General features: G+C 61.8%; 16 protein-coding genes. 3 read left to right on the plus strand and 13 right to left on the minus strand.

Translation table 11 applies throughout. The features are described 5' to 3' along the window. Positions 1-194 precede the first annotated feature (194 nt). Both ATY78_RS14140 and ATY78_RS14145 read left to right on the plus strand, forming a co-directional pair. A complete protein-coding gene (locus ATY78_RS14140; RefSeq protein ID WP_088682959.1) occupies positions 195-1,958 on the plus strand; it encodes a glucan ABC transporter ATP-binding protein/ permease in 1,764 nt (587 codons plus the stop codon). A 214-nt stretch (positions 1,959-2,172) separates the two neighbouring features. Further along, complete coding sequence (locus ATY78_RS14145; RefSeq protein ID WP_088682960.1) at positions 2,173-2,523, plus strand: VOC family protein; 351 nt, start codon at positions 2,173-2,175, stop codon at positions 2,521-2,523. A gap of 172 nt (positions 2,524-2,695) precedes the next feature. Here ATY78_RS14145 and opgC read toward each other — a convergent pair whose 3' ends face one another. From opgC to ATY78_RS14205, 13 genes are all read right to left on the minus strand, one after another. Continuing rightward, positions 2,696-3,934, minus strand: a complete 1,239-nt coding sequence (gene opgC / locus ATY78_RS14150; protein WP_088682961.1) for an OpgC domain-containing protein — start codon at positions 3,932-3,934, stop codon at positions 2,696-2,698. A 99-nt stretch (positions 3,935-4,033) separates the two neighbouring features. Further along, the gene (locus ATY78_RS14155) at positions 4,034-12,553 is read right to left on the minus strand and encodes a glucoamylase family protein (RefSeq protein WP_088682962.1); all 8,520 of its coding nucleotides are present in this window, start codon (positions 12,551-12,553) and stop codon (positions 4,034-4,036) included. A gap of 566 nt (positions 12,554-13,119) precedes the next feature. After that, positions 13,120-13,284 (minus strand): hypothetical protein, encoded by a 165-nt coding sequence (locus tag ATY78_RS28570; protein ID WP_190237461.1) that lies wholly within the window; start codon positions 13,282-13,284, stop codon positions 13,120-13,122. A 124-nt stretch (positions 13,285-13,408) separates the two neighbouring features. Then, positions 13,409-13,597, minus strand: coding sequence for a hypothetical protein (locus ATY78_RS14160; protein ID WP_088682963.1), 189 nt, complete (start codon positions 13,595-13,597; stop codon positions 13,409-13,411). A gap of 162 nt (positions 13,598-13,759) precedes the next feature. After that, complete coding sequence (locus ATY78_RS14165) at positions 13,760-14,509, minus strand: ABC transporter ATP-binding protein (RefSeq protein ID WP_088682964.1); 750 nt, start codon at positions 14,507-14,509, stop codon at positions 13,760-13,762. Beyond that, entirely contained in the window at positions 14,506-15,339 is an 834-nt protein-coding gene (locus ATY78_RS14170) for an ABC transporter ATP-binding protein (protein ID WP_088682965.1), read from the minus strand. Before ATY78_RS14170 ends, ATY78_RS14165 begins: the two co-directional genes overlap by 4 nt. Beyond that, positions 15,336-16,271, minus strand: coding sequence for an ABC transporter permease (locus ATY78_RS14175; protein ID WP_088682966.1), 936 nt, complete (start codon positions 16,269-16,271; stop codon positions 15,336-15,338). The genes ATY78_RS14170 and ATY78_RS14175 overlap by 4 nt, the downstream gene beginning before the upstream one ends. After that, positions 16,268-17,335, minus strand: coding sequence for an ABC transporter permease (locus ATY78_RS14180; protein WP_088682967.1), 1,068 nt, complete (start codon positions 17,333-17,335; stop codon positions 16,268-16,270). Before ATY78_RS14180 ends, ATY78_RS14175 begins: the two co-directional genes overlap by 4 nt. A gap of 18 nt (positions 17,336-17,353) precedes the next feature. Then, positions 17,354-18,997 carry an ABC transporter substrate-binding protein gene (locus ATY78_RS14185; RefSeq protein ID WP_088682968.1) on the minus strand — a complete coding sequence of 548 codons (1,644 nt, stop codon included), beginning with the start codon at positions 18,995-18,997 and terminating at the stop codon, positions 17,354-17,356. A gap of 100 nt (positions 18,998-19,097) precedes the next feature. Further along, positions 19,098-20,156 carry a dipeptidase gene (locus ATY78_RS14190; protein ID WP_088682969.1) on the minus strand — a complete coding sequence of 353 codons (1,059 nt, stop codon included), beginning with the start codon at positions 20,154-20,156 and terminating at the stop codon, positions 19,098-19,100. Between the two features lie 267 nt (positions 20,157-20,423). Further along, entirely contained in the window at positions 20,424-21,449 is a 1,026-nt protein-coding gene (locus tag ATY78_RS14195; RefSeq protein WP_088677432.1) for an ABC transporter permease, read from the minus strand. Between the two features lie 34 nt (positions 21,450-21,483). Then, complete coding sequence (locus tag ATY78_RS14200; RefSeq protein WP_088682970.1) at positions 21,484-23,025, minus strand: sugar ABC transporter ATP-binding protein; 1,542 nt, start codon at positions 23,023-23,025, stop codon at positions 21,484-21,486. Between the two features lie 68 nt (positions 23,026-23,093). After that, complete coding sequence (locus tag ATY78_RS14205) at positions 23,094-24,023, minus strand: sugar ABC transporter substrate-binding protein (protein WP_088682971.1); 930 nt, start codon at positions 24,021-24,023, stop codon at positions 23,094-23,096. A gap of 365 nt (positions 24,024-24,388) precedes the next feature. Here ATY78_RS14205 and ATY78_RS14210 point away from each other — a divergent pair, with 365 nt between their 5' ends. Further along, positions 24,389-24,886, plus strand: coding sequence for a DUF1993 domain-containing protein (locus ATY78_RS14210; RefSeq protein WP_088682999.1), 498 nt, complete (start codon positions 24,389-24,391; stop codon positions 24,884-24,886). Positions 24,887-24,888: the final 2 nt, after the last annotated feature.

The raw sequence follows: 24,888 nt of genomic DNA on the forward strand, positions 1-24,888 counted from the left end.
GCAAGCGCAAATTGTCGCTGCATATACCGCAGCGGTAATTTTCGCGCCACAGCCATCTCGTCGCATCCTGCGATAGTACGAAAGTGTTAATCCCCTGTGGGCTGAACCCTGAATGCTCCGTTAATCGTCGGTTCAGGTAACCTTTTGTAGCATCGCACCATCCCCGTTCTTCGCAGATGCACAAGAGGTTAGACGTGTCGCTTTTCAAGGTCTATGCAAGGGCTCTGCGCTATCTTGGCGCCTATAAGTTCCGCGTATCCCTGGTCGTTCTCGCAAACATCGTTTTGGCGACCATTACGATTGCAGAGCCGATCCTGTTCGGTCGCATCATCGATGCGATTTCGGGCAAGGGTGAGGTCAAGCCCATCCTCTTCATGTGGGCAGGCTTTGCCGTGTTCAACACCATTGCCTTCGTGCTGGTGGCCCGCGAGGCCGACAGGCTCGCCCACGGGCGGCGTGCGACGCTGCTGACGGAAGCCTTCGGCCGCATTATTTCCATGCCGCTTGCCTGGCACCATCAGCGCGGCACGTCCAACGCGCTGCACACGCTGCTGCGCGCCTGCGAGACGCTGTTCGGCCTCTGGCTTGAATTCATGCGCAACCACCTCTCGACGGTCATCGCGCTTGCGCTTCTGGTGCCGACCGCGATGTCGATGGACCTGCGGCTTTCCGCCGTGCTCATGGTGCTCGGCATTGCCTACTGGCTGATCGGCCGCGTCGTCATGAGCCGCACCAAGGATGGTCAGGCATCGGTCGAGAACCACTACCATACCGTCTTTTCGCATGTCAGCGACTCGATCAGCAACGTGTCCGTCCTGCACAGCTACAACCGCATCGAGGCTGAAACCAGGGCGCTGAAATCCTTCGCCGACCGCCTGCTCGAAGCCCAGTATCCGGTGCTCGACTGGTGGGCGATCGCCAGTGCGCTGAACCGCATGGCCTCGACCATCGCCATGATGGTGGTCCTGATCATCGGCACGATGCTCGTTCAGGCCGGCCAATTGCGCGTCGGTGACGTCATTGCCTTCATCGGCTTCGCCAACCTGCTGATCGGCCGCCTCGACCTGATGCGCCAGTTCGCCACGCAGATTTTCGAAGCCCGCTCCAAGCTCGTCGATTTCTATGCGCTGGAAGACTCGGTGCGTGACCGCGAAGAGCCGGCCGGCAACGGCGAGATCAAGGACGTCAAGGGTGCGGTCGAGTTCCGCGACGTATCCTTCGGCTTCGGCAACAGCTCGCAGGGCCTGCACAACGTCTCCTTCTCGGTCAAGGCAGGCCAGACGGTCGCGATCGTCGGCCCGACCGGCGCCGGCAAGACGACGCTCGTCAACCTGCTGCAGCGCGTTTACGACCCGCAGGGCGGCCATATCTTCGTCGACGGCACCGACATCACCAAGGTGACCCGCAAGTCGTTGCGCCGCCACATCGCCACCGTCTTCCAGGATGCAGGCCTGCTGAACCGCTCGATCAGCGACAATATCCGCCTCGGCCGCGAGGGCGCCAGCGAAGAGGAAATGCGCCGTGCGGCCGAAGCCGCAGCCGCAGCCGACTTCATCGAGACCCGCGAGGACCGCTACGATACCCATGTCGGCGAACGCGGCAACAAACTCTCCGGCGGCGAGCGCCAGCGCATCGCGATCGCCCGCGCCATCCTCAAGGACGCGCCGATCCTGGTGCTCGACGAGGCGACTTCGGCGCTCGACGTCGAGACCGAAGCCCGCGTCAAGGCCGCAATCGACAACCTGCGCCAGAACCGCACCACCTTCATCATCGCCCACCGCCTGTCGACGGTCCGCGAAGCCGATATGGTGCTCTTCCTGGACAACGGCCGCGTCGCCGAACAGGGCAGCTTCGACGAACTCAGCCACAGCAACGGCCGCTTCGCCGCCCTGCTGCGCGCCAGCGGCATCCTAACGGACGAAGAGGTCCGCAAGGCCCACGCGACCGAAGCCGCCTGATAAGTTCGGGTTTTACGACAAAGGCCGGAAGGAGCGATCCTTCCGGCCTTTTTGTTTGGCGACGTTCATGCGCCGTGGTTTAGGACTTTGCTTCCTCTCAAAACCGCTGCGGCCGATATTCATTGGCCATACGGCAGCTGCAAGCCATGGCTGATTGATCCGACCGCCGTTCTTCCCTAACCTCCTGCTGTGCCCAAACATAGGGGAAAAACCCATGAAGGTCCTGCGCATCATCGCCAACATCGAGGCGCCCGACATCACGCCGGCCCGGCGCTTCTATCAGGATATTCTCGGTCTCCAGGTGATGATGAATCACGGCTGGATTACGACGTTCGGCGCCGACAGGCCGATGACCGTCCAGGTGAGCGTCGCCAGTCAAGGCGGTTCCGGAACCTCGGTGCCCGATCTCTCTATCGAGGTCGATGACCTCGACGCCGCTTTCGAGGCGTTTACCGCCGCCGGCTTTCCGATCGAATACGGACCGGCCGACGAACCCTGGGGCGTCAGGCGTTTCTATGTGCGCGATCCGTTCGGCAAGCTGGTGAATATTCTCGCGCATACATAAAGAGCCGGCATCCATCGGTTCGGTTTGTTGACAAGGTCTCCTTCGTTATGCTCGGCCTTGTGCCGAGCATCTGACCACTGCAATTGCTTGACAGGAAAACATTGGCACAAGGCCGAGGATGACGTCGCGGGTTTTGCGGCGGTTTGTCAGCAGCAAGGAACCAACCCGATCTCTATTTCCGATCGGTGCGGCGATAGACATTTGCCGTTCCGCCGACGCGGACGGGAACGGGTATCGTGGCCGGCTCCGTGACGAGTTTGCCTTTGACCTTGCCCTGCTGCCGCTTGTGCTCGAGATAATAAGCATAGGCGAATTGCGTGCCGATCCCGGCTACGACGAAGAGCGGGCCGACCAACGGGTCCTTGTTGGTGATGTAGAGCACCACCTGACCGATCATGGCGAGGATCGTGCCGGCGACGAAGATGTTCAGCGAATGGCGGCCGAGGATCGTCAGCGGATGGTCCGCGGGACGGCGCAGGATGCGCGAAAGCGCCGGAATGCTGATGACGAGATAGGTCAGCGCCAGCACGTGCAGCAGCCGCGGCAGGGACAGGAAGGTCTTGTCGAAGCCGGTGATGACAGTCGGCAGGCCGAGAGCCGCCAGCGAATTGCCGAAAACCCAGAGATGGCCCGTCACCCAGACGAAGGACAGCACGACGTAGCCGCTAGCGGCCGCAAACAGCAGCGGATGGCGTGGAATCGTGCCGCCGCGCTTGATATGCAGGATCGCGACGATGCCGATCGTGAACAGGAACTGCCAGGAGAGCGGATTGAGGAACCAGTAGCCCTCGATCAGCATGTTATGCGGCGCCACCTCATAGATGCCGGCGAGCAGCCAGACCGTGCCCGAGACGGCGAGCGCCAGCAGCGGGCTGCGCGCATTGAGGAGCAGGATGATCGGCACCATCAGCAGCAATGCGCCGTACATCGGCAGGATATTGTTGTAGCCGATCTGGTGGCCGAGCAGCAGCAGCGCCGGAATGCCTTCCTTCAGGTTCATCAGAACCGCCAGGATATTGATTTCGACGAGCAGCCCCGGCCGATGGAACAGCCAGGCGCCTGAGATGAAGAGCGCCAACGTCATGAAGGTCGTGATCATATGGGCGAGGTAGAGCGTGAAGGCGCGCCTCACCGCCTTGATCGCCATCTTGAGCCGGTTGCCAGGTTCGAAGCGGGAGCCATAGGCGAGGCCGACGGCGATGCCTGAGATCAGCACGAAGGCTTCGGCGGCATCCGAGAAACCGAAATTCTTCGTCGTCACATATTCGAAAATCTGCCCGGGAACATGATTGATGAAGATCATGATCAAGGCCAGTCCGCGCAGCACATCAAGCCGTGTATCGCGCCCTGGCGCAGCGGCGGATAGGGAACTGCGCTCGGCGCCGAGAGCTTCGGTCAGCGTGCTTGCCATAAGGTCGCTCCTGTTGTCCGATTGCAAACGCGACAACGGCCAAAAGGGTTCCCTTTTGGCCGCTCGCGAATCGCCGTTTTTTTCAGCGTTGAGAAACGCTTATCCGAGCGGATATCCCTCTTCGGGATTGGCGACTTCGCTGCCGTTGATCGACAGAGTGTAGCCGCTCGCATTGGACGCTTTTGAGACCGAAATGCGGTATTTGGCGCCGCCCTGCTCAACCTCTGCCGCAAATCCGTCCCATTCCGAAGGGAGCGACGGCCTCACGTAAAGCCGGCCTCCCTTCAGGCGGATACCGAGAATGCCTTCGACGGCGGCGCGGTAGAGCCAGCCGGCAGAGCCGGTATACCAGGTCCAGCCGCCGCGCGACGTGTAGGGATCATGCCCGTAGACGTCGGCCGCCACGACGTAAGGTTCGACGCGGTACTGTTCCGCCGAGGCCTTGTCGAGTGCATGGGTGATCGGGTTGAGGATCTGGAAGCAGCGGAACGCGTCGTCACCGCGCTTCAGTTCCGCCAGCGCCATCACCACCCAGGTCGCAGCATGGGTATATTGCCCGCCATTCTCACGCACGCCGGGCGGATAGGCTTTGATATAGCCGGGATCCCGCGCGGAATTGACGAAAGGCGGCGTGAACAGCCGGATGATGCGGGCTTCCTCGTCGACCAGTTGGTCGAGCACGGCGTCCATCGCCTTGACCGCGCGGGCCGGATCGCCCTCACCTGACAATACGCTCCAGGACTGCGCGATCGAGTCGATCCGGCATTCCGGGCTTTCCCTGGAACCAAGAAGCGCGCCGTCGTCGAATGTGCCGCGGCGATAGTAGCCGCCGTCCCACGCCGCAGTTTCGAGCGCCTTCTTCAATCCGGTCAGATGTTCAGACCAGCGCTCGACGCGGGCCTTGTCGCCGCGTTCTTCGGCATAGGGAATGAAGGAGCGCAGGGCGCCGGCCAGGAACCAGCCGAGCCAGACACTGGTGCCGCGCCCGCCGATGCCGACGCGGTTCATGCCGTCGTTCCAGTCACCGCCGAGGAACAGCGGCAGGCCGTTCGCACCCTTGCGGGCGATGGCGAGATCGAGTGCCAGCGCCGCGTGTTCGTAAACGCTCGCCTTGTCCTCGGAAATCTCCGGCTTGTAGAAGGAGTCATGCTGGCCTTCGAGCAGGGTGGGACCTTCCAGGAAGGCAAGCTCCTCGTCGAGCACGCTCTTGTCGCCGGTGACGCTGCAATAGTGATGGATCGCGTAGCTCAGCCAGACAACGTCGTCGGAGATCAGGGTGCGAACCCCGGCGCCGGTTCCAGGCAGCCACCAATGCTGCACGTCGCCCTCGCGGAATTGGCGCGAGGCGGCATTCAGGATCTGCCGGCGGGCGATCGAAGGCTCGTGCAGCAGGAAGGCCAGCGTGTCCTGCAGCTGGTCGCGGAAGCCGAAGGCACCGCTTGCCTGATAGAAGGCGGTGCGGGCCATGATGCGGCAGCCGAGGCTCTGATAGGGCAGCCAGGTGTTGACGAGATTGTTCATCCCGCGATCCGGCGTCGAGATCTGCAGCTTTCCGGTGAAATCCCGCCAGAAGGTGCGGTTCGCCTCGACGGCATCGTCGAACGAAGCCTTGCGAATATTGGCGATGACGCCGCGCGCTTCGTCTTCGGTCTTGGTATCGCCGAGGAAGAAGGCGAAGTCGCGCTCCTCGCCGGCGGCAAGCTCGATGTCGATCGCCAGAGCCGCAGCCGGATCGCCGTCGAGATCGGTCGAGCCGGAAAGGGCGGCGGTAGACGTGACGGCCTGCGGCGACTGGATCGTTCCCGCCTTGCCGATGAATTCCCTCCGGCTTGCCGAGAAGCTCGAAAGCGTCTCGCTTGCCGCGAAGAAAGCGGTGCGGTTGGAATGATCGATGCTGTAGGGATTGGTGGCAAACAGCGCACCCGTTTCCTCGTCATATCTAGACAGGATGAAGGGCGCCGTGCGGCCCGGATTATTGCCGAGGATCCATTCGACATAGCCGTAAAGGCGCAGCCTGCGGCCGGTCGAACCGGTGTTGCGCAGGCGCAGGCGCTGCAGCTTCACCGGTTTGTCGCGGGCGATCGTCTGCGTCAGTTCCAGCGCGATATCGTGCTGGATGCTGGAGAAGACGGAATAACCGAGCCCGTGGCGGGCTTCGAAGCGGATGTCCGGCCGGCGGGAGAGCGCCGCGAATGGCGTCATGACCGCACCGCTGTCGAGATCGGCGAGGTAGAAGGCCTCGCCCGAACGGTTGACCACCGCATCGTTCGACCAGGAGGTCAGCTGGTAGTCGCGCGAGTTGACGCTCCAGGTGAAGCCTGCGCCTTCCGCCGAAACATGGAAGCCGAAGCTGTCGTTGGAGATCACGTTGATCCAGGGCTGCGGCGTCGCATGGCCGCCGGCGAGACGAACGACATATTCACGCCCGTCGCGGGCAAAACCGCCGATACCGTTCCAGAAGTCGAGATCGCCTTCCTCTTCGATGACGACGGCGGGCACGGCAGGCGGCGGCACCGGGGCGACGCGCTTGACGGGAACCTTGTTTCGCTCGGCCCGTTCCATCTCCTGCAACTCCTCCTTGGAGGGAGCAAACAGCGCGACGGCCCGGTTGATCTGGTCGACCACCTTACCGTTTTTCGCATGCAGGGTGACGCGGGAAGCCGCGATCAGCGCGTGGTAGGTGTTCTCCTCCATCAGGTCCTTGCGAACGGCGAAGATATGCTGGCGCAAGCCGTCGGCCTGGCCCATGCGGCGCACGTTTTCGCACATGGCGTCGAGCGCGTGCTGCATGTCCTGAGCGTAGGAGGAGGCGCGTTCGTTCATGATGACGAGATCGGCGGTGACGCCGCGCGAACGCAGATATTCCTGCGCCAACAGCGCTTCGCGGGCGATGTCGAGATCCATGTCGTCGTTGACGCGCAGCGTGAAGATCGGGAAGTCGCCGGAGATCGCCAGCGGCCAGAGGGCCGATTGTGACTGCAGGCCGGCTTCGACCGTTGCTTCATCCTTGCGCAGCTGCATGTCGGGATAGACGAGATAGCGCCCGAGATGCTGGAAGGCGGCCGCCTGCTGCGAGGTGACGCCGACATGGCGCATCTGCACCTGCGTGCGGGTCCAGGCCTGGACGAGCTCGTGGTTGAAGGCGTCGGGGTGACGATAGCGGTTGACCGCCATGTCGACCTCGTCACGGGTCGGCGCCGCGATCGTCCAGAAGAACACGCTGACCTTCTTGCCGGCCGGCACGCGCACCGTGCGGCGCAGCGACATGACGGGATCGAGCATGAAGCCGTCGCTGCCGGAAAGGCTCGCACCCGGATCGAAGGCGGCCGCGTCGGCAAGGCTGCGGCCCCGGCCGATGAATTTGCGCCGGTCGGTCTCGAATTCGGTATGGCGTGTGTCGCCGGCATTATCGACGATCAGATGCGCGATGCTGATGTTCGGCTCGTTCGGATCACGCTTGTTGCGTTCGGCGCGAATGACGTCGCCGCGCTTGCCGATCTCCGTCTTGACGAACATCCGTGCAAATGCCGGATGCGCGTTGTCGGTGTCGTCGTAGGTGATGACCGGTTCGAGGTACGACGTGACCTCGATGAAGCGGTCTTCCCCACCCATGTTGAGCAGGGTAACGCGGCGGGCTTCGGCATCATGCTCGGTCGCGATGATGCACTCGACCTCGCTCGTCAGGTCGCCGACCGTCTTGGTGAACTGCGCCTTCTCGTCGGCGAATTCGACCTTGATCTTCTCGCCCTCGACGCCCTTCGGCTCCGCGGTCGCCGACCACCATTCGTTGGTGGCGGTATCGCGCAGGAAGATGAAGGTGCCCCAGCGGTCTTCGGTCGGATCGGCCTTCCAGCGGGAAACGGAAAGGCCGTTCCAGCGGGAATAACCGGCGCCCGTCGCCGTCAGCATCAGCGAATAATGGCCGTTCGACAGGAAGACGAGTTCGCGATCGCGCGAAGCCGGGTCGCTGATCTTCCGGATCTCGGGCCGCAGCAGATCGTCCTGAATGCTGGCCGGCGTATCGGATTCGTGCTTGCCGCTCATGACCGGGATGTCGCGCGGCGCCTTTTCCTGCAGCAGCAGTTCGGCCGCCTCGATCACGGGATCGGAGTGGAAGAGCTCGCGCAGATGGCCGTTGAAGGCGACGTTGGCGACGGCCGCGATCGACATGCCGTGATGGTGGGCATAATAATTGTAGACCACCGCGCATTTCTTGCCTTCCGGCACGCGCGTCGGCGTGAAATCGACGGCGTCGTGGAAGCCGAACTTGCCGAGCGCGCCGAGCTTGCGCAGCTTCTGCAGGTTTTCGAGCGCGCCCGGCGGGTCGTACTGGCTGGCCAGCAGCGAGGCGTAAGGCGCGATGACGGCATTGTGGCCGAGGCCGCGTTTCAGACCGAGCGTCGGAACGCCGAAATTCGTGTACTGATAGTTGAGGTTATGGTCGCGGGCATTGAAGGCTGCTTCCGAAATGCCCCACGGAATGCCGAGCTTGCGAGCATAATTCATCTGCTCGATCACGACCAGATTGTTGGTCTGGTTGAGAATGCCTCCGCCGCGCTCCTGCATGACGAGCGGCGGCATCAGATATTCGAACATCGAGCCGGACCAGGAGACGAGCGCGCCGCGCGACCCCACAGGCACGACCTGGCGGCCGAGCCGGTACCAGTGTTCCGTCGGCAGATCGCCCTTGGCGATGCCGAAGAGGCTGGTCAGACGGCATTCCGAGGCGAGAAGATCGTAGCAGGCCTGATCGAGCTCGCCACTTTCGACGCGGTAGCCGATCGACAGCAGGCGGCGCTCCGGTCGGAACAGGAAGCCGAAATCCATCGAGAAGGCGAGGTCGCGCGCCTTGTCGCGCAGCGCCACCAGGCGCGGCCTCAGGTCATCGACCTTGGAAAGGTCGAAGGTGCTGTCTGATATATGCGCCTCGCAGACCTTCACGAGGGAGGCGGCCCATTGGGTGACCTCTTCGCTCTGCTTCGACTTGACCTCATGGTCGAGATTGGCGGCGAGCTTTTCGATGTCGCGTGCAAGAACGGCGAGGTTGATGATGCGGATCGAGGCGAATTCGTGCTCGCGCTTGACCGCGGCAAGCGCGTTCTGGAAGCCGACGATGCGTTCCTCCAGGCGCCGGCGCAGCGGGCGCACGGTCTTGCGGTCGTCGGGCAGATCAGCCAGCACTTCGCCGAGAATGCCGGCCGTGTCGCCGACACCGTCGAGATTGCCCTGCATGTGGGCCGACGGCGCCTCGGCCCAGTTGCGGCAGGCCGACGAAATGGCGATCAGATGGCCTGCGAGATTGCCGCTGTCGACGGCGGAGACGTAGCGCGGTCCGAGCGTCTGCAGCGTATCGGTGTGATACCAGTTGAACAGATGGCCGCGGAATTTCTCCATCTTGTCGATCGTCGCGATCGTCTGCTCCAGCCGCTCGATCGTCTCCTCGAAGGAGAACCAGCCGAAGTGCCGGCCGGAAACGACGGAGAGCAGATAGACACCGATATTAGTCGGCGAGGTGCGCGCCGCGACGATGACATGCGGCGTTTCCTGGATATTGTCCGGCGGCAGATAATTCTGCTCCGGGGTCGTGAAGGTCTCGAAGTAACGCCAGGTGCGCCGGGCGATCTTGCGCAGTTCGCTCGACACGGAATCGGCGACTTCGAGCCGGTCCTCGGTCTCGGCCGACTGGCTGACATACCAGGCGACGACGGGCGAGAGTATCCACAGAAACGCGAAGGGAATGCCGACGAGGAAAGCGTTGTCGCCCGGAAGAGCCGCAAAACCGAGCGCCAGCAGCGCCAGTGCCGGCGCATGCCACATCTGCTTATAATAAGAGATCAGCGTTCCCTGGCCGCCGGCCTGAACGCTGGCAGCGGTGCGCCATTGCAGCATCAGCTTGCGGCTGACGAGCAGGCGGTAGAGCGAGCGGCCGATCGCATCCGCCATCATCGCCGCGGAATCGGCGATGAAGACGATGCGCAGCGCGACCTGCGCATTGGCCGCCGTGATATCGGACCAGACCGTATAAAGATGGGCGCGGGCGACGATATCGCTGGTGCGCGGAATGATGCCGTTGATGAGCGACAGAGTCGGCGCGACGAAGAGGCAGAAGATCAGGAGAATCTGCCAGACGAGCGCGCCGAGCGGGCCCATGAAATACCAGCCGAGAACGGAGGCGAAGAACCAGGCGATCGGCGTCAGCGAACGGCGCAGATTGTCGAACATCTTCCAGCGGCCGAGCGCGGTCACGCCGTATTTCGGATTGAACATATAGGGCAAGAGCTGCCAGTCGCCGCGTGCCCAGCGATGCTGGCGCGAGGTTTCCACCTCGTAGCGGACCGGAAAATCCTCGACCAGTTCGAGATCGGTGACGAGCGCGCAGCGCGCCATCGAACCTTCGAGAAGGTCGTGGCTGAGCACCGAGTTCTCTTCGATCCTGCCCTTCAGAGACGCTTCGAAAGCATCGACATGATAGAGGCCCTTGCCCGTGAAGGTGCCTTCGCCGGCGAGATCCTGATAGACGTCGGAAACGGTGAAGACGTAGGGGTCGAGGCCGCGGTTGATCGAAAAGACACGCTGGAAGACCGAGGCGTCCTTGCCCGTCGTCAGCGACGGGGTGACGCGCGGCTGCAGCACGCCGTAGCCGCTTTCGACGCGGCCGGTTTTCGGGTTGATGACCGGGCGGTTGATCGGGTGGTAGAGCTTGCCGACGAGCTTGGTGACGGCATCACGCATCAGGCGCGTGTCGGCATCGAGCGTCATGACATACTGCACGTTGGCCGGAACGGCATTGGCCCCCGGCAGATAGGTCGTGTCGCGGTCGCCGCGCAGGAGCATGTTCAGCTCATGCAGCTTGCCGCGCTTGCGCTCCCAGCCCATCCATACACCTTCGGAAGGATTGTAGAGACGGCGGCGATGCAGCAGGTAGAAGCGCGTCTTGCCGTCATAGGCGTAGCGGGCGGACAGATTGGCGATCTCGCGCCGGGCATAGTCGAGAACCTCGAGATCGGCAGGCGTTTCCTCGACATCGCTGTCGGGCCAATCGCTGAGCAATGCGAAATAGATCTCCCCGCGCGGATTGGCGAGATAATGAACTTCGAGATTGCGCACCTGATCGTCGACGCTGTCGCGGTTCGAGATCAGGCAGGGCACGACGAGCAGCGTACGCGCATCCTCCGGAATGCCCTCCTTGAATTCGTAACCGACGAGACGCGCCGGCGTCACGAAGAAGGAAAGCACGGTGTTGAAGAGACCTGTGGCGCCCTCCGAGGCCGGCAGCGAGAACATGATCAGCAGCACGGCGATTTCGATCGGGCCCATGCCGGCATTCGACATGAACTTGCCGACGATCGCCATGGCGATGATCGTCAGCAGCATGACCGGCACGGCGATCGCCAGCCAGTTGAACTGGCGCACGGCGCGCACGAAATGCTGGATGACCGTCGGGCGATAGTTCGCCCGCGCCTCGAGTTTCGGCCGCTGCGGACCGGACAGGAAGCCGCCGACATTCGGTTCATGCGGCTGCGGCTCACCGGAAGCCTTGGCGGCATCGGTCATGTCGAGCGCCAGCTGGGCGATTTCCATTTCCGTCAGCGGCGAGCGCTTGGCAAGCTTCTCGATCTGCTTGCGGTACTTGTTGCGCGAGCCGGAATCGAGGATGCCATAGTCCGAATGCTCCCAGAGCAGCTTGTCGACATGGCTGACCTGTTCGACCCAGACCGACCATTCCGTATCGTCGATCTCGCGAAGGCTGCGGATGATGTTGCCCATCGTCACGTTGCCGGAAGACAGGCGGCTGTGTTCGGCCGTCGTCGCCTCCTCGGTATTGCGCCCGAGTTCCTCCAGCCGCTCGTCGAGCCAGGTGATCGCGAGACTCGATGTCTGCGAACCGTCGCGCAACCGGTAGAGGAACTGCGTCGAGAAGGTGTTGTCCTCGGCAAGCGGCTCCAGCGTCTTCAGATAGGCGGCAGCTTTCGCCGGATCGGTCAGGCGGACCAGCTCGTCGGCCGCCTCGTTGGCGCGGCGGCGCAGACGGCGGCTGGCCTCGACACGGCTCGAAATACGGCGAAGATTTTCGACCAGCACGTAGCGCACGAGCGAGGGCAGGGCCCAGAGTTCACCGATCCTCAGCGTCTCATTGGCCTGGAAACCGTCGACCAGCGCCGTCAGGCTTTCCTGCGAGATCGTGCTGTGGGTATGGGCGACATAGAGCCAGGCAAGCACGAGGGTTCGCGGTATCTCGACACCCCCGACAGAAATAGTCGGCAATTCGCGGTAGAAGCGGCGGGGAAAGTCGCGCCGCACCTCCTGGATCGCCTCTTCGACGATATAGTGATTGTCCAGCAGCCATTCCGCCGCCGGCGTAATCGTCTCTCCGGCCTCGACATCCGTTGCCGTGGTTCGGTAGACGCGCAGGATTTCCTTCTCGTTTTCCTTGTGGCGCGCGAAGAAATCGAAAGGCGCGAAAGCCGGCAGCTTGTCGACGCCGTTGCGGGCGATCGCATCGCCCATCGCCTTGATGTCCTCGATGGAAAGATAGGTCGAGCGGATCGAATCATTGTGATCGATCTGCTTCATCTCGGATTCGCGTGGGAGGCTCGGAGAAAGATTGGCAATAGACATGGGTTCGGTTCTGGATCCAAACAAAGTTATGGCTGTTTTGCTCAGCCTTTTGCACTGCTTATCATGACTGCGACATGAACGGAGCCCGATTCTTCGAAGATCGATTAAACCGGGATGATTGAGGCTTGGGTTGAGTAACGCAAACGGATTAAGCCCTGGTTCAGGGCGGCCGGACGGGTGATGGAAATCATTCGATATCCTCTCCGCGAAAGCCATGTCGAAACTTGGACACGATCGGGATAATTCAAGTCGAGGGGCAGGAATCGCGGTCTCGATGAACTGGTTTCGACCGCGGAACGACGAAAATACGGCAGCTGAACCCTGGTCTGGCAACGGCTCGCGGAGACAGCAAAAGTCAAAGCGCGCCGCATGAACGAACTTCGATGCCGGCGCGCTTTGAAATGCGTGAAAAAACAGATGGGAATGGTGACGCCGCTCAACTCTATGGCCACATCATCCTCGACAGGATGATGTCAGGAGGGCGCAGGGACAAATGAGGCGTTCCTGCTTCGGGAAAGCGGAAGCCGCTGCAGCCCGAGCAGCTACCGAGCTTATGATCCGCCGAATTAACCGACGAGCCCGCAAACCATGGCGACGACGAACAGGAATGCCGCCGTGAAGAGCGCTCCGTGGAGCGCCGTCTGAAGCCTGTGGCGCGTCGTGAGCGGCTTCTTGTTCGGTACGGAACCATATTGGTTCACGTGAGTATGCGAAATACCCAGATCTGCCATATGTTGCCTCCGTTGTTTTCCTGCGGCCGGTTGTGCGGCTCGCGTTATAATTATTTTCTCTATCAGGTAGGTAGAGATAAATTTCCGTCCAGAGCGAACGGAAGAGAAAATTCAACCAGCCATTTTAGCAGAGCGTGCGCCATGCCCAGATCAACGAGCGCTCGACGGCATCGTCGCTCTGCGGCGGATTGGAAGAGGTCTCGATCAGCCGGCGATCCTTTTCGGCGGGAATGGACACCGAAATCTGTTCCCGGCGATCGGCTTTGACGGGAGGATCGAGGTAGCCCATGGTCATGCCACCGAGAAAGAACATGCCTCAACCTCCATCGATCACGAAAGCTAACAATCGTTAACAGGATCATGACAGAAGCGAGGCAGCTGTCAATAGTCTAGTTGGTTGGTCGTCTTTTAGGGAAACATTAGCCTTAACGGCTTCCGAGCCCTTTTCTTTTCAAGGGTTTGAAAAGACTGCCCTTCAGGCTTTGACGAAACCCCTGCTCGCGATCATCAAATTTTTCGTGTAGTCCTCCTGGACCGCGCCCCTCGCCAGGTCTTCCGAGCTCAGGCGTTCGACGACGGCGCCGTTGCGCATGACGGCAAGTCTTTCGCACATATGCGTGATGACGCCGAGATCATGGCTCACCATCACGAAGGTGAGCTTACGGTCGCGCCGGATCTGCTCGAGCAGGTTCAACACCTCGGCCTGCACCGAGGCATCGAGCGCCGATGTCGGTTCGTCGAGCAGCAGGATCGAAGGTTCGACGATCAGCGCCCGGGCGATCGCCACACGCTGCCGCTGGCCGCCGGAGAGCTGGTGCGGATAGCGGAACCGGAAGCCGTTGCCGAGGCCGACCTCGTCGAGCGCCCGCGCGATGCGCTTGTCGCTCTCCCCGATGCCGTGGATCGCAAGCGGTTCGAGCAAAAGCCGGTCGATCGTCTGGCGCGGATGCAGCGAACCGTAAGGGTCCTGAAAGACCATCTGCACGCGCCGGTAAAAAGCCTTGCTGCGTTTCGCGCCTCTGAGGGTCTCCCCCTCGATACGGATCGTCCCGCCGCTGACCGGCGCAAGCCCGGCGACGGCGCGCAGCAGGGTGGATTTTCCCGAGCCGGACTCGCCGACGAGGCCGAAGGACGCACCGCCCTCGACGGTGACGCTCACATCCTTCAGCGCGTGGAATTCGTCATAGATGACGCTGAGATCGTCGATCTCCAGTGCTGCGCTCATGCCGCCCACTCCGGCCTGCGGTCGAGCACCGGCAGCGGATGACGGCTTGCGCCGATCTCGGGCATGCAGTTCAGCAGTCCGCGCGTATAGGGATGCTGCGCATGTTTGAGATCAGCGGCCGCAAGCTCCTCGACGATCTTCCCGGCATACATGACGATGACGCGGTCGCAGAAGGAAGAGACAAGCCTCAGATCATGGGAAACGAAAATCAGCCCCATGCCCCGCTCTGCAACCAGCCTGTCCATGATCCGGAGCACGTCGAGCTGCACCGTCACGTCGAGCGCCGAGGTAGGTTCGTCGGCGATCAGCAGTTCGGGACCGGCAATCAGCATCATGGCAATCATCGCGCGCTGCCCCATGCCGCCCGAAACCTCGTGCGGGTGCAGGTCGAAGACGCGTTGGGGATCACGGATCTGCACCGCTTCCAGCATGGCGAGCGCCCGTTCGCGCGCTTCCGCCTTGCCGACCTTCTCATGCGTGCGCAGCGTTTCGCAGATCTGCCTGCCGATCGTCATGACGGGATCGAGCGAATATTTCGGATCCTGCAGGATCATGGCGATGCGCTTGCCGCGCAGCCTGCGCCTTTCGCCGGGCGATGCCTTGAGCAGGTCGATGCCGTTGAAATCGAGCCTGTCGGCCGTGACGATACCGTGCTTCGGCGTCAGCCCCATGATCGCCCGGCCGGTCTGCGACTTGCCGGAACCGGATTCACCGACGATGCCGAGCCTCTCCTTGCCGAGCGTGAAGGAGACGCCGCGCACGGCCTCGATCACGCCGGTGCGGGTGGGATAGCTGACCTTGAGCTTGTCGACCGTCAGAAGTGTCGTCACTGGCCGCTCTCCTTCGGATCGAGCGCGTCGCGCAGGCCGTCGCCCAAGAGATTGAAGCCGAGGCTGACGATGAGGATGGCGATACCGGGCATCGCCGCGACCCACCACTGATCGAGGATGAAGCGCCGGCCCGAGGCGATCATCGCGCCCCACTCCGGCAGCGGCGGCTGTGCGCCGAGGCCGAGGAAACCGAGACCTGCCGCCGTCAGGATGATGCCCGCCATGTCGAGCGTCACGCGCACGATCAGCGAGGAAATGCAGAGCGGCATGACATGGCGCACGATGATGCGCAGCGGCGAGGCGCCCATCAGCTTCACCGCCGAGATATAATCGGATCGCCGGACCGTCAGCGTTTCGGCGCGCGCGATGCGGGCATAGGGCGGCCAGGAGGTGATGGCGATGGCGATGACCGCATTCTGGATGCCCGGACCGAGGGCGGCGACGAAGGCGAGCGCCAGCACCAGTTTCGGAAAGGCGAGGAAAATATCGGTGATGCGCATCAGCGTCGCGTCCACCCAGCCCCCGGCATAACCCGATACCGTGCCGACGATCAGCCCGATCGGCGCGGAAATGATGGCGACGAGCACGACGACGAACAGGGTCAATCGCGACCCGTAGATCAGCCGTGAATAGATATCGCGGCCCTGATCGTCCGTACCGAGCAGGTAGCCGGCCGTTCCCGGCGGCAGCAGGCGGGCATTACGGAGATCGCCGACGACGGGATCGTGCGTGGCGATGAGACCGGCGAAAGCCGCGACCACAAGCAGCGCGACGATGATCATGAGGCCGACGACGGCGAGCCTGTTTGCCGTGAACTGCCGCCAGGTGACGTAGGCGCGGCCGAGGCGGGCCTGCATGCGCGACTGCGGACGGTCGGAAAGCAGCCATTCGCGGCGGCTCATCGCTGGAGATGGGCTGGCAGGAGCCGTCATCGGGTTCGCGTCCTTGGGTCGAGCGTCCGGTAGAGAAGATCGGACAGAAGGTTGATGCCGATGAAGATTGTCCCGATGACGATCGTGCCGCCGAGCACGGCATTCATATCGGCGTTCTGCAGCGAATTGGTGATGTAGAGCCCGATGCCCGGCCAGGAAAAGACGGTCTCGGTCAGCACCGATCCTTCGAGCAGGCCGGCATAGGAAAGCGCGATGACGGTGACGAGCGGCACGGCCGCGTTGCGCAGCGCATGGCCCCAGATCACCCGTGTTTCCGACAGTCCTTTGGCGCGCGCGGCGACGATGTATTCCTGCGAAAGCTCGTTCAGCATGAAGCTGCGCGTCATGCGGCTGATATAGGCGAGCGAGAAATAGCCGAGCAGCGACGCAGGCAGGATAATGTGGCGGAAAACGTCATAAAAGACATCCCATTGCCCCTGCCAGGCGCTGTCCAGAAGATAGAAGCCGGTGATCGGCGTGAACGTATACTCGAAGACGATGTCGATGCGGCCGGGAAACGCCACCCAGCGCAGCCGCGCATAGAAGATGACGAGCGAAATCAGCGCCAGCCAGAAGATCGGCACCGAATAGCCGATGAGACCGATGACGCGCACGACCTGGTCGGCGATGCTGCCGCGCCGCACGGCGGCGAGAACGCCGAGCGGCACGCCGACGCAAGCGCCGATCAGTGTTCCCAGCGTCGCGAGCTCGATCGTCGCCGGCATGACGCGGCGGATATCGACCATGACCGGATTGGTCGTCAGCACCGAATTGCCGAAATCACCGGACAGCACCCCTTTGATATAGATGTAGAACTGCTGATAGAGCGGCAGGTTGAAGCCCATCTCCTGGCGTACCCGCTCGACGACATGGGTAGGAGCGCGGTCGCCGAGAATGGCGAGCACTGGATCGATCGGCACGACGCGGCCGATGAAGAAGGTGACGGCCAAGAGGCCGAGATAGGTGGTGACGGCGGCAAACAGGAAACGCCCTGCCGCCTTCGCGAAGGCGCCGGCACGGCCCTTGCGGGGCCGCGCCTCCTGCCTGGTTTCGATGGTGCTCACGCCGCTAATCCTGCCGGATTATTCCTTGGCGATCGGGCCGACGAAGTTGGTGTCGAAGCTCGGACCCAGCTTGAAATCCTTCAGGTTCTTGCGATAGCCCGCCACCTCGGTCTGCTGGAAGATGATGACGAAGGGGCTGTTGGCGAGGAACTTCTTCTGAACGTCCTCATACATGGCAGCGCGCTTGGCGTTGTCACGCTCGAGAAGCGCAGCCTTGGCTATCTTGTCGAGCTCAGGCGTCTCCCAGGTGTTGCGCCATGCGAGCGTCTTCACCGTACCCGCATCGGAATTGTCTGGGTTGCTGGTGAAGGTATCGGCGTTGGAATTCGGGTCGAAATAATCCGAGCCCCACTGGCCGATATACATGTCATGGGTGCGGGCGCGATATTTGGTCAGCGTCTGCTTGCCGTCACCGGGGATGATTTCCAGCTTGACCCCGGCCTGCGCCAGCGTCTGCTGCATGGATTCGGCAATGCCCGTGACAGGCTGCGTGTTGCGCACGTCCATCGTCACCGAGAAACCGTCCGGTACGCCGGCCTTGGCAAGCAGCTCCTTGGCCTTGGCGACGTCGAGCTTGTAGGGATTTTCGTCGAGCGCGCCGAGCTGGCCCTCCGGCAGGAAGGTCTGGTGGATCTCGCCGATACCCTTGATCAGCGTCGCGCCGATCGCATCGTAATCGACCAGATACTTGAAAGCCTCCTGAACTTCAGGCTTCTTCAGGTTCTCGTTCTTGCTGTTCAGGCTGACATAGTAGATCGTGCCCTTCGGCGCATTTGTCGTCGCCAGATCGGCATTCTTGGAAACGGCGTCGATGTCGCCAGGCTCGAGGTTGCGGGCGATATCGATATCGCCGGCTTCGAGCGCCAGCCGCTGGGCCGCGCTTTCTTTCATGTAACGGTAGATGACGCGGTTGAGCTTCGGCTTGTCGCCGTAATAATTGTCGTTGCGCTCCAGCACGACGACTTCGTTCGCCCGCCATTCGCGCAGCTTGAAGGCGCCCGAACCGGCATAGCCGGTCTTCAACCATTCATTGCCGAAATCATTGTCGTATTTGTGCTCGGCATCCGGCGTCACCGCCTTCACATGCTCCAGCACCAGCTTCTTGTCGACGACGGAAGCGACCGTCGCCGTCAGGCAGTTGAGCACGAAGCTCGGCGCATAGGCCTTGTCGACCGTGAAGACGAAGGTGTTGGCGTCGGCCGCCTTGGCCCTTTCGGTGACATTGTCGCCGGTCAGGCCGAACTGGGTGAGGATGAAGGCCGGGCTCTTGTCGAGCTTGACGGCGCGTTCGAACGACCAGGCGACGTCTTCGGCGGTAATCGGGTTTCCGGAGGCGAATTTCAGGCCGGGCTTCAGCTTGAACGTATAGGTGAGGCCGTCATCCGAAACGTTCCAGCTTTCGGCGAGATCACCCTTCACCTTGGATGTATCGGCGAGATCGAGACGGACGAGCAGGCTGTAGCTGTTGCTGGTAATCTCGGCCGTCGAAAGCTCGAAAGCTTCGCCCGGGTCCATGGTTATGATGTCGTCGATGGCAAACCCCTCGACAAGCGTGTCTTTGGGCGTTTCGGCGAAGGCAGAAGGTGCCGTCATCATCAGGAGCGAAAGGGCGGCTCCTGCGGAAAGCAGGCGGAAATTACGGCTGAGCTTGGCGATCATCATGGTCTGTTCCCCTGTTCTTGATTGATTACGAAGCGTTTTGGCGGTCATGCCCCCATAAAACTATTGTCCGTTTTCCATGCGTCCAGAGGCGCGCAGCGCTTTAGGCGCGGTCCTCCCGCCAGGCTTGTGCAAGAATGCGAAGCCAATTTTCACGGGCAAGTTTCGTGAGATCGGCCTCACCATAACCAACCTCCCGGAGAGCGGCAATCAGCTTCTGATTGCCGGCCGCATCGCCGATTTCCTCAGGGATGGTGGCGCCGTCGAAGTCCGATCCGAGCGCCACGCAATCGATGCCGATGCGGTTCACGAGATAGTCGACATGGCGGATCACGTCGGCGAGCGGCGTATCGCTGTCCGAGCGGCCGTCGGCGCGCAGCATGGCCGTCGCATAATTGATGCCGACGAGGCCGCGGCTTTCGCGGATCGCGTCGAGCTGCTTGTCCGTAAGGTTGCGCGCGACCGGCGTCAGTGCGTGGGCGTTGGAATGGCTGGCGACCAGCGGCTGATCCGTGGTTTTCGCCACGTCCCAGAAACCCTTCTCGGTGATATGGGCAAGATCGATCAGGATACCGAGACGGTTGCATTCTCTCACCAGCGCGAAGCCGGCATCGGTGAGACCCGGCGCGGTATCCGGCGACATCGGGAAGGCGAAGGGCACGCCGTAACCGAAGATGTTGTGCCTGCTCCAGACCGGGCCGAGCGAGCGCAGCCCCGCGGCATGAAACACCTCGAGCGCCGAAAGATCGGCGCCGATCGCCTCGCAGCCTTCCATATGCAGGACGGCGGCGAAGATGCCGTCCGCCATGGCGCCGCGAATGTCCTTGACCGTCCGGCAGAGCCGCCAGGCGCCCGCCCGGTCGAGCCGCAGCGCGATCGCCGCCATCTCATTGGCGATGACCAGGGAAGGCAGCGGATCGAGGGGAGCGGCCATCGGCGTGATGTAACGGCCTTCGGCATCCGGATCGGCAAAGACGAGATCGCCTGAGGGAATGTAGATGGCGCAGAGGCCGCCGGAAAGGCCTCCTTCCCTGGCCCGATGTGCATCGATATGGCCGGCCGTCGTGCCGTCTGCGAATTCCGCTATCGGGTCGCTGCCGTCCTTTGCATGTGTCCAGAGCCGGAGGAGAACGTCGTTGTGACCGTCGAATACGAATTGCATCTGTCTTCCTGCGCTGCCCACTGCATAATTCCTTAAATCGGAATCGATTTAAGAATAAAATTATGCAGCATTCAAAGTGCTACAGCGTCCTTTGCGCATCCTTTCAGACGCGCGGCGCTGTAGAGGGCGTATGACAAGGCAGAATAGAAAAGCTGGCGGGATTCGCCATCCCTTTTTTAAAAAATCTGTCGTCGTCTCCAGGAGCTTCGCCGCAAATGGAAACGGGGGCCGAAGCCCCCGCAAGTGATCGGTTCGCACTGCCTGAGATCAGTGCTTGCGTCTTTTCTTCTGCCTGTAGACATCGACGACCACGGCCGCGACGATGATGACGCCCTTGACGATTTCCTGGTAGTAGGCGTCGATCCTGAGGAACGTGAAGCCTGACGTCATGACGCCGAGGATGATGGTGCCGATGACTGTGCCGGTGATGCGCCCGACGCCGCCGGTGAGCGAGGTGCCGCCGATGACGGTCGCCGCGATCGCATCGAGTTCATAGCCGACGCCCATGCTGGCCTGCGCGGTTTCGGCGCGTGCCGCCGTGACGATACCGGCCAGACCGGCGAGCAATCCGGCAATCACATAGACCTTGACGAGATGCGCCTCGATGTTGATGCCCGAAACGCGGGCGGCCTGCGGGTTCGCGCCGATGGCATAGGTGAACTTGCCGTAGCGGGTGTAGCGCAGCGCAATGTGGAAGATCAGCGCGACGACCAGGAAGACGACAACAGGCCAAGCCTTGGTTCCGATGAAGTGGAACTGCTCGGTGATCCCGGAAACCGGCTGTCCCTTCGTATACCACTTCGCCACACCTCTGGCCGAAACGAACATGCCGAGCGTTGCGATGAACGGCGGGATCTTGGTGTAGGCGATGAGCGCGCCGTTTATGAGGCCGGCAGCCGCCCCGATCAGCAGGCCGATCATGATCGGCACGACGGCCGGCAGGTCGGTCAGCGACGGGAAGACGGCCCGTCCCCAGGTGGAGGACTGGGCAAAGCTCGTGGCGATCATCGCCGTCATGCCGACGACCGATCCGGACGAAAGATCGATGCCGCCCGTTATGATGACCTGCGTGACGCCGACGGCGATGATGCCGATGACGGAAACCTGCAGGATCATGATCGTCAGGCGCTGCGAGTTCATCAGGAAGCTCTGGCCGATGAACAGCCATCCGAGCACTTCATAAACCAGCGCGATGCCGACAAGCACGAGGAAGATGCTGAGTTCCGGCGGCATACGCCGCCGTCTCGGCCGGGTTGCGAGCGGGGCGGTGCCCTCTGCTGCCTTGCTATTCATGTCAAACCTCCCTTGGGCGATCACCGGCGGCGCGTTACCGCGCAGCCAGTTCCATCACCTTGATCTGCGTTGCTTCATCGCGATTGAGGAAACCCGTCACGCGGCCTTCATGCATGACCATGATGCGGTCGCTCATCCCGAGCACTTCGGGCATCTCGGATGAGATCATGATGATCGCCACCCCATTTCGAGCCATTTCCGTGACCAGCCGATGAATTTCCGCCTTGGCGCCGACATCGATGCCGCGCGTCGGCTCATCGAGGATCAGGATCTTCGGATGGGTCAGCAACCAGCGTCCGATCAGCACCTTCTGCTGGTTGCCGCCCGAAAGATTTTCCACGCGTTCGTAAAGATTGGGCGTTTTCACGCGCAGCCTTTTCGCCATGTCTTCGCAGGTCGCCTCGAGCGCGCCCTGTTGCACGAAGCCACCCTTGACATATCTGTCCTGCAGAACTGCGATCTGCATATTTTCCAGAATATCGAGGATCAGCAGGCAGCCCGTATCCTTCCGGTCTTCCGTCAGGAACGCCATCTGGTGGCGAATGGCCTCGGTCGGCGAGGAAATCGTCACCGGCTTGCCGAAGAGTTCGACCGAGCCGGAGCTTGCCGGCGTCACGCCGAAAAGCGTTTCGGCAACGTTCGAGCGTCCCGAGCCGACGAGGCCGGCCACGCCGAGGATCTCGCCGGCCCTCACCTCGAAGGAAACGTCGCGGAAGACGCCGTTGAGACAGAGATCCTTGACGGAGAGCACGACCTCGCCGATCGGCACCTCTTCCTTGGGGAACATCTGGGTGATCTCGCGCCCGACCATCATGCGGATGATGTCGTCGCGGGTGACCTCGGTCGAGGCATGCGTGCCGATATATCGGCCATCGCGGAAGACGGAGAACTCGTCGGCGATCTCGAAGAGCTCGTTCATCTTGTGCGTGATGTAGACGATGCCGATGCCCTGGGACCTGAGATCGCGGATGATGCGGAAAAGATGCTCGACCTCGCGCTCCGTCAGCGCCGAAGTCGGCTCGTCCATGATGAGGACGTCGGAATTGTAGGAAACCGCCTTGGCGATCTCGACCATCTGCCGGTTTGCGACCGAGAGGTGGCGGACCTCGATATCGGGATCGAGCGCGATGTTGAGCCGGGCAAACAGCTCTTCGGTCATGCGATGCATCACGCCATGATCGACGAAACCGAAACGGTTCTTCGGCTCGCGGCGAATCCAGATATTTTCCGCGACCGTCATGAACGGCATCAGGTTCAGTTCCTGATGGATCATCGCAATCCCGTTCTCCAGCGCATCGAGCGGAGATTTCAGCCGGATTTCGACGCCTTTCAGGCGGATATCGCCCTTGTCGGGCGTGTAGATGCCGGCGAGGATCTTCATCAGCGTCGATTTGCCGGCGCCGTTTTCACCCATCAGCGCATGCACGGATGCGCGCTTCAGTCGGAACTGCACGTCGTCGAGTGCGACGACGCCCGGAAATTCCTTGCGAACGCCCTCGGCGCTCAAGAGATATTCCGCATTCGGAACTGCGCCGCTTGCGCGCACGGCTGCCATGGTTGTCGGGCTGACGGCCATATCATCTCCTCCGGATACGGTCAGGCTGAAAGGATGCGGGCAGAGCCCGCATCCTGCTGGCGTTCGCCTTAGTTCTTGGCGACGAAGTCCTTGACGTTTTCAGGCGTGACGAGCTGGAAGGGGATGTAGACCTTCTTCTCGACCTTTTCGCCCTTGGCGAGCTTGAGCGCGGCGTCGAGCGAGCCCTTGCCCTGGCCAGCGGCATCCTGGAAGACGGTGACGTCGAGGTCACCGGCCTGCATGGCGGCAAGCGCGTCCTGGGTGGCGTCGACGCCGCCGACGACGACCTTGGTCATATCCTTGCCGGCTGCCTTCAGCGCCTGGATGGCGCCGATCGCCATTTCGTCGTTGTTGGAGATCACGGCGTCGAATTCGATGCCGCTGGAGAGCCAGTTGGTCATCAGGTCGGCGCCCTGGGTACGATCCCAGTTGGCCGTCTGCTCTTCGACGATCTCGATGCCCTTGCACTCATCGGTCTTCACGACGTCATGAATGTCCTGGGTGCGCATGCGCGCAGCCTGGTTGGAAAGCTCGCCCATGATGACGACGGCCTTGCCCTTGCCACCGAGGATACGGCAGATTTCCTTGGTTTCCAGCGTGCCGGATTCCTGCTCGTTGGAAGCGACGAAAGCCTGCTTTTCCGGAAGCGTGTCGACGTTGACAGGCTGGCGGTTGACGTAAACCAGCGGAATGCCGGCATCGGCCGCAAGCTTCGACATTGCCGTCGTCGCATCGGTATCGACCGGGTTGACGATGATCGCATCGACCTTGGAGGCGATGAAGTTCTGGATCTGGCTCTGCTGCTTGGAAACGTCGTTCTGCGCGTCTTCGACCTGCAGCGTGACGCCGGAAAGCGTCTTTGCATAATCCGTCATGCCGTTGCGCAGGACGGTCAGGAAGTTGTCGTCGAACTTCGCCATCGAGACGCCAACCGTTTCCGCATGGGCCGCCGTCGACATGACGAGCGCCATCGCAGTGCCCAGGATAAACTTTTTCATTTCACTTCCTCCACAAAGCGGTGCCCGGCTGCACCCTCCTCACGCCGGAGCTCCAGGCAATTTGCCCTGAAGCTGCAATCCCCTGCATGCGCCACCTCTCCCGTGGCACTCCGCAAAACGGAACAAACAAACCGTAAAATTTGTTATGCGGAATATTCATTCCATTTTCTGGGAACGGCGTCAAGTCTCTTTAGCGGCGATGAGATATGCCGCGGCAGGCGCCCGCATTCCCTCCCCCGCATTCACTCCATTGTGAAAAACGATGGCTGCCTCCATCTATGCGGGGTCGGCGCCGGCTCCCGGCCGCAGACGCCTTCGACCTCTCGCCGCCGCCCGATCATTTGAAAATTTTGGAGACAGAACAAATGCCCATTTCGATCTATCGCCTCACCGTTCCGATGTTCCAGCGCGGGCTTTCCAGCCTGAAAACCTACCTCGACAAGGCCGAAGCCTATGCACGGGAAAAGAATATCGATCCTGCCATATTGGTTTCCGCCCGCCTCGCACCCGACATGCTGCCGCTTTCCGGCCAGTATCAGCGCGCCAGCGACAGCGCCAAATTCGCGCTCGCCCGCCTGACGGCGACCGAAGCGCCGAAGTTCGAGGACAACGAAAAGACGCTGGACGAGCTGCGCGAGCGCCTGGCGAAGACTGACGCCTATCTCGCCGGCTTCTCCCCGGAAGCGCTGGAAGGGGCAGAGAAACGCGAGATCACCCTTCCGGGCAAAAGCGGCATCGTACTGCCGGGCGACGAATATATCGCCACCTTCGCCCTGCCGAACTTCTATTTCCACGTCGCGACGGCACACGCCATCCTGCGCAACCAGGGTGCGCCCGTCGGCAAGCGCGACTATCTCGGCTAAAT

It is taken from the genome of Rhizobium sp. R635 (assembly GCF_002211285.1).
Classification (GTDB): domain Bacteria; phylum Pseudomonadota; class Alphaproteobacteria; order Rhizobiales; family Rhizobiaceae; genus Rhizobium.

What these genes read in the sequence shown, in the direction of transcription:
- ATY78_RS14145 (WP_088682960.1), top strand. Translation starts at nt 2,173, where the DNA reads ATGAAGGTCCTGCGCATCATCGCCAACATCGAGGCGCCCGACATCACG.
- opgC (WP_088682961.1), bottom strand. Translation starts at nt 3,934, where the DNA reads ATGGCAAGCACGCTGACCGAAGCTCTCGGCGCCGAGCGCAGTTCCCTA.
- ATY78_RS14155 (WP_088682962.1), bottom strand. Translation starts at nt 12,553, where the DNA reads ATGTCTATTGCCAATCTTTCTCCGAGCCTCCCACGCGAATCCGAGATG.
- ATY78_RS28570 (WP_190237461.1), bottom strand. Translation starts at nt 13,284, where the DNA reads ATGGCAGATCTGGGTATTTCGCATACTCACGTGAACCAATATGGTTCC.
- ATY78_RS14160 (WP_088682963.1), bottom strand. Translation starts at nt 13,597, where the DNA reads ATGTTCTTTCTCGGTGGCATGACCATGGGCTACCTCGATCCTCCCGTC.
- ATY78_RS14165 (WP_088682964.1), bottom strand. Translation starts at nt 14,509, where the DNA reads ATGAGCGCAGCACTGGAGATCGACGATCTCAGCGTCATCTATGACGAA.
- ATY78_RS14175 (WP_088682966.1), bottom strand. Translation starts at nt 16,271, where the DNA reads ATGACGGCTCCTGCCAGCCCATCTCCAGCGATGAGCCGCCGCGAATGG.
- ATY78_RS14185 (WP_088682968.1), bottom strand. Translation starts at nt 18,997, where the DNA reads ATGATGATCGCCAAGCTCAGCCGTAATTTCCGCCTGCTTTCCGCAGGA.
- ATY78_RS14190 (WP_088682969.1), bottom strand. Translation starts at nt 20,156, where the DNA reads ATGCAATTCGTATTCGACGGTCACAACGACGTTCTCCTCCGGCTCTGG.
- ATY78_RS14195 (WP_088677432.1), bottom strand. Translation starts at nt 21,449, where the DNA reads ATGAATAGCAAGGCAGCAGAGGGCACCGCCCCGCTCGCAACCCGGCCG.
- ATY78_RS14200 (WP_088682970.1), bottom strand. Translation starts at nt 23,025, where the DNA reads ATGGCCGTCAGCCCGACAACCATGGCAGCCGTGCGCGCAAGCGGCGCA.
- ATY78_RS14205 (WP_088682971.1), bottom strand. Translation starts at nt 24,023, where the DNA reads ATGAAAAAGTTTATCCTGGGCACTGCGATGGCGCTCGTCATGTCGACG.
- ATY78_RS14210 (WP_088682999.1), top strand. Translation starts at nt 24,389, where the DNA reads ATGCCCATTTCGATCTATCGCCTCACCGTTCCGATGTTCCAGCGCGGG.